The following is a 10,214-nucleotide window of genomic DNA, read 5'->3' as shown; positions in this document are numbered from 1 at the left end:
GCGAAACGTAAAATAGGCATGCCCCCAGAGAGACTATCCAAGTTCTCAAGTGAGCTTAGGGGCATGCCAAAATTGAGAAAGTGAGGTTTGGCATGCCCGCGGAGCGACTTGCTTAGTTCCCAAGCAAGCTTAAGTGTACCCGAAATCCCCCCAACCATCAGCCCCCCCAACACAACAAAGCCCCCTGCTGCTGCAGGGGGCGAAATCATCTTATTTCTTAAGTTTTACGCTCTTTTTATTTGAGGCTTTGCTGTAGATCATATTTGTTTTGCTTGCTACTTGGAGCTTTACGTAGGCCTTTACGTAGAAGGTTGTTGTTGTCTTTTTCTTGAGTTTTACAGTAAGGCTTGTTGTTGGTGCCTTAACTGTTTTTAGTTTCTTGAACTTGGCCTTTTTGTTAAGCTTCTTTTGTTTCTTTTTGTTCTTTACAATCTTAACTTGCTTGCGGTAAACCACATAGCCGCTGGCGGCAGGGTTTACGGACCAAGTCAATTTGGCAGTTTTTTTCTTTTTATTGATTTTAAGTTTTGATAGTTTAACTTTTGTAAGAGTTCCCATTGAAGAGTTTGATGATTTGTTTGAACCACCAAGGCTATAGAGGATGCTCTTATTGGATGTTGATCTAAGTGTATTAAGTGTTGTGCCAGATGCACCGGCGAAGGCGTTTGGTGCCACAACAGCGTTATCGTTAAGTGTCAATTCCTGAAGAGTTGTTACGTTTTTGAATGCATCATCTGCGACATATGTAACGGAGTCAGGAAGATGAACTTTTACGATGTTTTTGCAATCCTCAAAAGTTCCTTTTTCGACTGATTTAAGGCCGGTGTCGAGATTTACATTGTGAATTGCTGCATTTTTAAATGCGAATGCGCCGAGGGTGTATCCGGTATTTGATGAAATATAGACATTTTCCATGTTTCCGCACTCTGCGAAGGCATAGCTTCCAACATTTGAAACACCGCGCAAAGTCACATAGTGAAGGTTACATGAACCTGTGAATGCGTATGATTCAAGGGCGTTAACAGATCCCTTGTCTTCGACTACGAAATTTGTCAGGTTAGGGACATTTTCGAAGGCTTTTGAGCAGATGGTGCCCACTTTTCCGTAAATATGGAACTCGTGCAAGTTGTTGTCGGTGAAGGCGTTGTTTCCGATGCGCTCCACGGTTGCACCTGGAAGGATTGCAAAAGTTTGAAGATTGCGAGAATTTGCAAATGCACGGTTTCCGATGGATTTCATCTGGCTATTTACTGCAACAAGATTTATGTTGAGATTTGTGGCCTCGAAAGCACTTGTTCCGATTTCAACTAAGTGGCTTGGGAGATTTATGGAAGTTTCGATGTTTGAAACAGGCGTAATTGAGAGACTTTCAGGCGATTCGATGGTTGCGGTCTCTACCAATGCGTCCGTGTTGGATGGAGCTGTGTAGGTGTAGCTGCCGATTGCCTGAAGGCTGCATCCGTAAAATGCTCTGTCGCCGATGTACTCCAGTGTGTCAGGAAGGTATACTCTTACCACACCTGCCAGATTTGCCATTGCATCTGCGCCAATTGCCTTGACTTCAATGCCACCGATGATTGCAGGGACGATGAAATCCTGGTTTGGAACGCCCTTGTATCCGGTGATTGTGTAGATTCCGTTCACATAGTCGGCAGTGAAATCAGCGGCGTTTGGGAGTTCCCCGGTAAAGCTTTCCGCCTGCGCTACTTTTGCATTGAGAGAACCATTTGTTGTTTTGAAAAATGGTCCGTCATTTATCGCACATGTGAGAGCAAGATTTGCTGCAAGCACAAGTGCAATTTTCTTGACTGTGTTTCTTTTCATTTTTATATCCTCCTTATTCGCTTTTCACGCGATAAAATGTAGTGTTGAAGGCGAAGTAATTTGTGTTGGTGCGGAAGTAATCTCGCGCCTTGTTGGCAGTTTCTTCGTCTTTGAATAGTCCAAATACAGTTGGGCCGCTTCCGCTCATGAGAGAGCCAAGAGCTCCAAACTCCATTATTTTTGATTTGATATCGCCTATTTCCGGATACTCAGGAATAGTGACAGTTTCTAAGATATTTCCCATGTTTTTGCACATGGACTCCAAGTCGCCATCCTTGATATTTTTTATCATCAGATCGATGTCGGGATGTGGCGAGTTTTCATCGAGAACGAGATTGGTATAGACAAATCCCGTCGAGACGTGGAATTTTGGTTTTACTATGAGAACATTGCAATCAGGTGCTGGGGGAAGGTCTGTGAGAACTTCGCCGATGCCCTCGGAGAGCACTGTTCCCTTTTGAATGCAGAAGGGAATGTCTGCGCCGAGTGTGACTGCGCGCTTTTTCAGATCTTCTTCTGAAAGCCCCAAGTCAAACAAAATATTTACGGCGATCATACAAGCTGCAGCATCACTACTTCCGCCGGCCATACCTGCGGCTACAGGAATTCTCTTGAAAAGTTCTATCTCAACACCAGTTTTTACGTCGAATTCGTCCATTAATAGCTTGGCGCTCTTGTAGACAAGGTTGCTGTCATCTGTAGGAAGAAATGACAGATTTGTCTTGAGCGTAATGCCAGGCGCCTTGGTTTTGTTGAGGGTGAGTTTGTCAAATAGCCGAATATTTTGCATAATCATCTTGACGTCATGATATCCGTCATCGCGGCGACGCAACACATCTAACCCCAAATTAATCTTTGCCGGTGCGTTTATCCAAAAGTTATCCATATTCTTCTCCAATCTTGATAGTAAAATGTTCAGCGCATGCTTCACACTATAATATTATAAAAGGTTCGCGCCACATTTGCAACACGAACCTTATAATTATTTGTTAAATTTAGTTAAAAGCTGGTGGCGTTTTCTTGCCCAGAATCCTAATTCTTTCTCAGGGTTAACAAGATTTGCCCTTGAGCCCTTGATGTCCATGATATAAATACCGCTAATGGCAACTTTTACCTCTTTCTTAACTGGAAGAAGAGGGAAAATCTTCTCGTCGCACATAAGTGACATGACCTTTGGCCCGATCTTTGCTTTGACAATTGGTACTTTTGAACGCCTTAAGTACTTAGGTGTACTTTCAATAATTAATTTAGGAAGACCAGCTTCCGTCATCTTCATTCGCTTTTTATCGATAACAAGAATCGACGTAATTTGGGAAGCGGCTTGCATCTGCGCCTGAGATTCCTCTTGCTTTGCCTGCAACTTCTTGCCCACAAAGTAAAGAACAATCGAAAGGATGAGAAGTACCGCAACAACAATTGCTAAAACAATGAAAAATGTTTTCATATTTCATCTTTCCTCTCTATTATATTTGATGCAACGATTTGCACGTGCACACAACTAAAGTTCATTCTACCACAGAAAATGTTAAAAGTCAAAGGAAGGAGGAAAATTATTTTCCGCTTTGGTCATACATCTCCTGAACCTTTAGCCTTGTCATGGCGCCAACCTTCTTGAGCTCAGAAGGCTCGAGTTTATCAGGATAGATTGGCTCGCCGATTATGATGCTAACCTTGTGTGCCTTTATCATAGGAAAATGGTCCTCGAATATTTTTTCTGTGTCTTTTATGCATACCGGAACGATTGGTGCTCCTGACTTGATGGCTATTTTCATACTGCCCTCTTTAAATGGTAGAAGAGTGTCATCGGTATTTCTAGTGCCCTCAGGGGCGATATATACAGACTGTCCTCCTTTGATAAGAGCAATGGCATTGATAATTACACCGAGGCTTTGCTTGATGTCATCTCTGTCTATGAAGAGACAGTTCAAAAAGTACATCCACTGACCGATTACAGGGAACTTTTGGATTTCCTTTTTGGAGATATATGCCGTTTTATGTCCCGCGGATATGAAGAGCGGGTAAGTTGCTATGATGTCATAGAAACTTCGGTGATTTGCCGCAAAAAGGACAGGTTGATCCTTCGGAATATTTTCCAGTCCTATAATCTCACGTTTGCAACCGGAGAGGAAAAGGACGACATTGAATGAAATTGTCACCATGAACATGGCAAAGTTCAAGGACGCAGAAGGTGCAACCTTGCGAAGGATTATCTCTACGATTAGCAGCGGAATGCTTAAAATCGAGACAATTAGGTATAAAAGTAAAACTAAAATTAATCTCATAGGGTTACCTCTTTTCAAAGTAAATATTCATTTTATTATTTTACCTTATTATACTATCTAAAAACATTCTACTTGTCAAGAATTTGCCATTATGGTATTATAAAATATAAGCTAGAAAGCAAATAAAATCCGATATTTGCGAAATATTTAATGGATTTAAGGAGGAAGACCTAATGCAGGATTTTGATATGGAAGATATTGAAGAAATGATGGTTTCTTTGGAGTTAGAAGATGGAACCGAACTAGAGTGTGAGGTGATCTGTATTTTTGAGTATGAAGGACAGGATTATGCAGCTCTCACACCAACAGATGAGAAAATCGAGGAGATTTATTTCTTTGGAATAGAATTGAACAAAAATGGGGAAGAGGTTGAAGTTGAGCTTCAGCAGCTTGAGGACGACGAACTTCTTGGGGCGCTTGGAGAAGTGTTTGACGAGATCATGTCAGAGGATGATGAGATCATGATCGATGACGGAAATGGAAATGTCTATAACATCTTTGACGATGAAGATGGAACAAAGGGAAAGTATACGAATTATTCTAACTATTTTGAGGATGATGACGATGGAAAATGGGATGAGTTTATCAACAAAAAACTTGATTAAAGAATATCCTTACCTATATGAGACGCATCTTCATACGTCAGAGGCAAGTGCATGCGCTAGAAATTCAGCGGTAGATATGGCAAAGTCTGCCAAGGAAGCCGGTTATAGCGGAATATTTGTCACGGATCACAATTGGGGTGGAAATACTTGTATTCACCTGAAACTCCCTTGGGATGCTTGGGTTCATGCGTTTTGTCAGGGCTACAGGGAGGCCAAGGAGTGGGGAGACGCGAATGATTTTGATGTATTCTTTGGCTATGAGGCCGGATATAATGGCACGGAGTTTTTGATTTATGGTGTTGACGAGGAGTGGATGGTAAATCATCCGGAAATAAGGGAAGCTAGTGTTCAGGAGCAATTCAAGCTGATAAATGATGCAGGTGGGATGGTTATTCACGCTCATCCGTATCGCGAAGAGTGGTATATCCCGGATATCAGACTGTTCCCGGAGTATGTCAATGGAGTGGAGGCAATCAATGCTACACACTCAAATCCGAAAAGTACAAGTCACAATGATCCGATGTATGATATCAATGCAATCGAGTATGCGAAAAAGTATGATTTTCCGGCGACAGCGGGGAGTGATATACACTCAGTGGACCATTTTGGCGGAGGAGTGGCATTTAGAACGCGACTCACGAGTGTGAAAGATTATTGTGAGAGAATTCTGGGACGACAGGATTACCTTTTGACCAATGGGGACAAGTGGTATGACAATAGATGCAATGAATTGGTATAAATATAGACAACTGTGGAGGAAATAAAGTGATTAATTGTAAGATGATTAAAAGAACGCTTTTGGCACTAACACTTATGGCTGCTTCAGTTACCGGTTTCAGCGGAAATTCGGTTGATGAGATCGTGGCAAAGAGCCCCAAGGTGGTTTGCATAGATGCGGGACATCAGACTAGGGCGATGAGTGCAACAGAGCCAAACGGACCCGGTTCAAGCGTTAGAAAGGCCAAGGTGACGGGAGGTGCCAGCGGTGTTTCGACTCATCTTCCAGAGTATAAGCTCAATCTAATTGTGGCCAAAAAACTCAGAAAAGAGCTGATATCCCGTGGATATAAGGTTGTTATGGTGAGAACCAAGAACAATGTAAGATTATCCAATGTCCAGCGTGCAAAGATTGCCAATAAAGTCAAGGCGGATGCATTTGTTAGAATTCATGCTAATTCAGCGGGGGCCTCTTCTGTGAAAGGGGCGCTAACTATAGCTCCAACAAATGCGAATAAGTACTTGACTTCTAAAGTTAGAAAAAAGAGTATTAGATTTTCAAGAAAAATGATCCGCGAATTTTGCAAAGCTACGGGCGCAAAAAACAGGGGAGTTTTGAGCACTGATAGCATGACCGGAATCAACTGGTGCAAAATTCCTGTGACAATTATAGAAATGGGATTTATGAGTAATCCGGCGGAAGATAGGCTTATGGCAAGCAAAAAATACCAAAGAAAGATGGTTCGGGGTATTGCCAACGGAGTAGATGCTTTCTTGTCATAATATTTTAACAAGAGAATTGGAGGTAAAAAGTATGGAAATTAGAGAGTTTAAAAAGGGCGATGTGATTTTTAATCAGGGAGATGCCGCAGATAGCATGTATGATGTTGTCAGTGGAAAGGTAGGCATCTATGTTGAGTATGGAACTGATGCAGAAAATATGCTGACAGAGCTTGAGCCTGGCAAGTACTTTGGTGAGATGGGCGTAATTGAAAATATGCCAAGAAGTGCTACAGCAGTTGCAATTGAGGACTGTTCGCTCACGATGGTAAAAGCTGAGGATGTGGGATCCTTCTTTGAGAAAAATCCTGATAAGAGCGTAGAAATCATGAAACACTTGAGCAGCAGACTTCGCGCACTCACGGTTGACTATATGGAAGCATGTCATACTTTGGCAGAGATTGAAGAAATCATGACAGCTCCGGAGGTATCTAAGGCAATTGAGAAGGCAGAGAAAAAGAAAAATGGTTTTGGAATCAAGAAAGCCATCAAGAAATTTGCCCAAATATACAAGGAATATGATGATACAATTGGAAAGTATTATCAGAGCGAACATGCAGATCCAAGCATGTTTATGGACTATTTTAACCATTATTCAAGTTATTAATAAGAGAGTGATATATGAAGAATAAAGATTACATTGTAAGAAGTATACTCCGCGATATGTCCGAGGGCGTTATGGTCATCGGACTTGACGGAGTTATTGAATATGCAAATGAATCACTTGCCAATATATTGGGGCGAGCTGTAATTGATTTGATAGATAATAAGTTTGCAGCTTGCTTTTTTGAATACTCTGAAAATGATCGATTCAATCAGATGATACTTGATGCAGTATATGACAAGAACAAATTGCATGAAGGTATCGTAGAGTATTATGATGGAGAAAAGTTTAAAACACTTCATGTAAGAAATTCATTTTTAGAGGATGATGGTAAACGTGTTGCGCTTATCTCTGTTATTAGTGATATCAGTGAGTTGGCGGAATTGAGAGATGCTGTGAAAGCAATGGAACAGATTAGAGCGTTAAATAGTCAGCTTGAGATGAGAAATACTTTGTTAAATGAGACTTTTGGACGTTTTCTCTCGGATGATATAGTGAGAGAACTTCTTGAAACACCTGATGGTCTTGCCTTGGGTGGAAAGAAGCGAGAAGTTGCCATAATGATGAGCGATGTTCGCGGATTTACGGCTATGAGCGAGCGTATGGCTCCAGATGATCTTCTCAACATGCTCAATCACTACTTGGGTGAAATGACTGAGGTGATTCAGGACAATAATGGAACAATAATAGAATTCATTGGCGATGGAATAATGGCGATATTTGGGGCGCCAGCAGAGAATAAATACTATGCAAGAGATGCGGTAATAGCTGCAGTTAAGATGCAGGATAAAATGAAAGAAATCAATGTGTGGAATGAGGAGCGAGGTTATCCGCATCTAGAGATGGGAATAGGATTAAATTCAGATTCCGTCATTGTCGGTAATATCGGATCGGAAAAGAGAACAAAGTATGGTGTGACTGGTCTCGGCGTTAATCTCGCAGGAAGAATTGAGAGTTATACTGTTGGTGGACAGATTCTCATAGATCCAGATACGAAGAGACTGGCGGAACTAGAACTTATAGTAGAAGATGAGTTTGAGATTGCACCAAAGGGAGTCAATGAGCCTATTACAATTAGCAGTATTTCGGGAATTGGAGAACCTTATAATATTTCGCTTGCCTCCAAACGTGCCAAGCTTACATATCTTGAAAACAAGACAACAGTGCCATATAGACGTTTACATGAAAAACATGTGGGAATGCATGAGCATACTGCGGTTATGGTTGCTATTTCAGAGGAAGAGGCAATTATCAATGTAGATGCGGATCTACGTTTATATGATAATATAGTTCTCGATATTGGAGATAAATTGTATGCCAAAGTTGTATCAGTTAAGGATGCAGAAATCAGGATTAGATTTACGGCTGTTCCGGAATGTTTTGAGGAGTATTATGAACAGATTAAATGATGACTTAAAATTTCAAAGTAAAAATTGGAATAGAGGTAAATGTAGGAGCGTTGTATATGCGCTCCTATGTTGTGTGGTTCTATGCTCATGTCAAGCCAATAATAAGCAAATTGTTGACGGAATGAATAAGACTACTGTTCAGGAGAAACAAGTGGATAGTAAGAACGTTGATGCCAAAGATATACCTTCTATATCGAGTGACCGACTAATAATTGAAGGCGATGAGTTAGTTGGAATTAAGGATATATATAAAATTGAAGAAAACTTGGTGGTTCCTAAAAATATAACTAAGATTTCAAAGAATGCTTTAAAGTATGACGGCGATAATCCAAAGCAAACAAAAGAATTACATGTAAATATTCCAACTAATGTAGAGCTGAAAGAAGAGAATTTTAGAGGAACAGGAAAGCTTGATATCACATTTGAAGAAGGTCGTAAAGTGATACAAAAGGGAGTGTTCAAGCATGCCTCTGATGCAGTCAAAGTAAAATTGCCGATGTCATGTGAAAAGCTTGAAGATGAAGCATTCTGCGAGGGGACTGGTTTAATAGTTTTGAATGAAGGTTTGACTTATGTCGGGAAAAGAGCATTGGCGTCGACAAAATGTGATTTGCCGGATTCTATCGAAATATTAGAAGATGAGGCACTGTATTTGTGGCATCCAGCAGTATTAAATAGATGGAAAGTTAACAGCACCGAGTACACATTGATAGAGATACATCTTCCGGATTCATTGAAGAAAATGGGAAAGAATTGTTTGCTCATTGATACAGATATTGTACCAAGAAACAACATATTTATTCCGGTTGGGGTCGAAAGTATCGGGAAAAATGCGATTACCTATGTAAACGAAAAGCAAAATCCAGCAGATGTGACAGTGAGTAAAAATAATAAGTGGTATTATGCAGATTCAAAGTGTCATTTGAGGAGGAGGTGAGTATTTTGCACAGTAAAAAGTTAATACTATTAATGTTAATCATCTTGACTTTGGGAATGTTCTTAACAACGTCGAATGTAGATGCCAAAGTTAAAACTGGTAAATGGAGAAACATGCGGTGGAGTTATAATACAAAGTCCAAGGTATTGAAAGTGTGGGGGAATGGATACATGGACTATGTGGGTGACTTGGGAGATTCGGCAGGATGGACAAGGTATTTAAAAGCTTATAATGCAGAAAAATTAGTAATTAGCGGAAATGTTAAGAGTGTAGGTGAGATGTGTTTTGAAGGTTTCTTAAAATTAGAGGAAGTAGTTTTACCCCCAAGTATATATGAAGTATCATCAGAAGCATTTAATAATTGTCAAATGCTAAAAAAGTTAAAGTTACCATATGGACTTAGAAAGATAAAAAAGGATGCTTTTGCTGGAACTGCAATAAAAAAACTAGTTATTCCCGGGACAGTCAAAAGATTAGATTCTGAATCTCTATCTTGTTGCAAAAAATTAAAGGAGTTAATTATTAATAGTGGAGTAAAAATTTTGGGAAAAGAGTTTTTGGCAGGAAATGATAATTTAAGGGAGATTTTCCTTCCTAAAACCCTCAATAAAATTGCTAAGGAAGCTTTTATTGGTTGTGGGTTAGAGAAACTTACAATACCATTAAATGTTTCTAAAATAGGAAATGGCGCATTTTCTGGTATGGATAAGCTGACAGTGATAAAGATAAAATCAACAAAAGTGACTAAATGGGGAAAAAACTTATTCCGCTCTTATGAAAAGCAACCTAAGAAAATCACTGTAGTAGTACCAAAGTCAAAGTATAAAGAATACAAAAAAATAATCAAGAAGAACGCAGGAAACAAGATGGTAAAAGTAGTTAAGGCAAAGAAGTTTTAATAAATGGTTTTTATATAATATTGACTGAAAAATATTTAAGGAGATAATTATGAAATCTATATTACCTTTTTTACTGGTCGCGCTAGTTTTGTGTTCATGTGCAAATACGAATGAGACAGGTAATAACAAAAAGGAAGACGTATTAGAAACTGTAAAG

The 10,214-nt window shown here is 39.9% G+C and carries 11 protein-coding genes; 7 read left to right on the top strand and 4 right to left on the bottom strand.

Annotation, left to right across the window (positions count from 1 at the left end; all coding sequences use genetic code 11):
• Positions 1-210: 210 nt before the first annotated feature.
• The 4 genes from L877_RS0107215 to L877_RS0107200 all read right to left on the bottom strand — a co-directional run bounded on the left by L877_RS0107215 (position 211) and on the right by L877_RS0107200 (position 4,106).
• Entirely contained in the window at positions 211-1,824 is a 1,614-nt protein-coding gene (locus tag L877_RS0107215; protein WP_026835484.1) for a leucine-rich repeat domain-containing protein, read from the bottom strand.
• Between the two features lie 13 nt (positions 1,825-1,837).
• On the bottom strand, positions 1,838-2,710 hold the full coding sequence (gene ispE, locus L877_RS12605) for a 4-(cytidine 5'-diphospho)-2-C-methyl-D-erythritol kinase (protein ID WP_051437742.1): 873 nt from the start codon (positions 2,708-2,710) through the stop codon (positions 1,838-1,840).
• A 96-nt stretch (positions 2,711-2,806) separates the two neighbouring features.
• Positions 2,807-3,268, bottom strand: coding sequence for a hypothetical protein (locus tag L877_RS0107205; protein WP_026835483.1), 462 nt, complete (start codon positions 3,266-3,268; stop codon positions 2,807-2,809).
• A gap of 106 nt (positions 3,269-3,374) precedes the next feature.
• Positions 3,375-4,106, bottom strand: coding sequence for a lysophospholipid acyltransferase family protein (locus L877_RS0107200; protein WP_034785354.1), 732 nt, complete (start codon positions 4,104-4,106; stop codon positions 3,375-3,377).
• A gap of 173 nt (positions 4,107-4,279) precedes the next feature.
• Between L877_RS0107200 and L877_RS13535 the strand changes: the two genes are divergently transcribed.
• Genes L877_RS13535 through L877_RS0107165 form a run of 7 tightly spaced genes read left to right on the top strand, consistent with a single transcriptional unit; the run spans position 4,280 to position 10,057 of the window.
• Positions 4,280-4,711 carry a DUF1292 domain-containing protein gene (locus tag L877_RS13535; RefSeq protein ID WP_051437741.1) on the top strand — a complete coding sequence of 144 codons (432 nt, stop codon included), beginning with the start codon at positions 4,280-4,282 and terminating at the stop codon, positions 4,709-4,711.
• Positions 4,671-5,450 carry a PHP domain-containing protein gene (locus tag L877_RS0107190; protein ID WP_242837132.1) on the top strand — a complete coding sequence of 260 codons (780 nt, stop codon included), beginning with the start codon at positions 4,671-4,673 and terminating at the stop codon, positions 5,448-5,450. The genes L877_RS13535 and L877_RS0107190 overlap by 41 nt, the downstream gene beginning before the upstream one ends.
• Before the next feature lie 26 nt (positions 5,451-5,476).
• Positions 5,477-6,211 carry an N-acetylmuramoyl-L-alanine amidase gene (locus L877_RS12595; protein ID WP_051437740.1) on the top strand — a complete coding sequence of 245 codons (735 nt, stop codon included), beginning with the start codon at positions 5,477-5,479 and terminating at the stop codon, positions 6,209-6,211.
• 31 nt (positions 6,212-6,242) lie between these two features.
• A complete protein-coding gene (locus tag L877_RS13530) occupies positions 6,243-6,815 on the top strand; it encodes a cyclic nucleotide-binding domain-containing protein (protein WP_051437739.1) in 573 nt (190 codons plus the stop codon).
• Between the two features lie 14 nt (positions 6,816-6,829).
• Positions 6,830-8,221, top strand: coding sequence for an adenylate/guanylate cyclase domain-containing protein (locus tag L877_RS12585; RefSeq protein ID WP_051437738.1), 1,392 nt, complete (start codon positions 6,830-6,832; stop codon positions 8,219-8,221).
• On the top strand, positions 8,205-9,158 hold the full coding sequence (locus tag L877_RS0107170) for a leucine-rich repeat protein (protein ID WP_026835480.1): 954 nt from the start codon (positions 8,205-8,207) through the stop codon (positions 9,156-9,158). The genes L877_RS12585 and L877_RS0107170 overlap by 17 nt, the downstream gene beginning before the upstream one ends.
• A 5-nt stretch (positions 9,159-9,163) precedes the next feature.
• Positions 9,164-10,057 (top strand): leucine-rich repeat domain-containing protein, encoded by an 894-nt coding sequence (locus L877_RS0107165; RefSeq protein WP_026835479.1) that lies wholly within the window; start codon positions 9,164-9,166, stop codon positions 10,055-10,057.
• The last annotated feature ends 157 nt before the right edge of the window (positions 10,058-10,214 follow it).

This window comes from Eubacterium xylanophilum ATCC 35991 (genome assembly GCF_000518685.1).
Classification (GTDB): Bacteria; Bacillota; Clostridia; order Lachnospirales; family Lachnospiraceae; genus Eubacterium_F; species Eubacterium_F xylanophilum.
The sequence above is the reverse complement of the archived record's forward strand: the minus strand, read 5'-3'. Positions and strand labels throughout refer to the sequence as shown.

Bases quoted from the DNA above. Each gene is read 5' to 3' on its own strand.
- ispE (WP_051437742.1), bottom strand. From the start codon at position 2,710: ATGGATAACTTTTGGATAAACGCACCGGCAAAGATTAATTTGGGGTTA.
- L877_RS0107215 (WP_026835484.1), bottom strand. From the start codon at position 1,824: ATGAAAAGAAACACAGTCAAGAAAATTGCACTTGTGCTTGCAGCAAAT.
- L877_RS13530 (WP_051437739.1), top strand. From the start codon at position 6,243: ATGGAAATTAGAGAGTTTAAAAAGGGCGATGTGATTTTTAATCAGGGA.
- L877_RS0107200 (WP_034785354.1), bottom strand. From the start codon at position 4,106: ATGAGATTAATTTTAGTTTTACTTTTATACCTAATTGTCTCGATTTTA.
- L877_RS12585 (WP_051437738.1), top strand. From the start codon at position 6,830: ATGAAGAATAAAGATTACATTGTAAGAAGTATACTCCGCGATATGTCC.
- L877_RS0107205 (WP_026835483.1), bottom strand. From the start codon at position 3,268: ATGAAAACATTTTTCATTGTTTTAGCAATTGTTGTTGCGGTACTTCTC.
- L877_RS0107190 (WP_242837132.1), top strand. From the start codon at position 4,671: ATGGAAAATGGGATGAGTTTATCAACAAAAAACTTGATTAAAGAATAT.
- L877_RS0107170 (WP_026835480.1), top strand. From the start codon at position 8,205: ATGAACAGATTAAATGATGACTTAAAATTTCAAAGTAAAAATTGGAAT.
- L877_RS13535 (WP_051437741.1), top strand. From the start codon at position 4,280: ATGCAGGATTTTGATATGGAAGATATTGAAGAAATGATGGTTTCTTTG.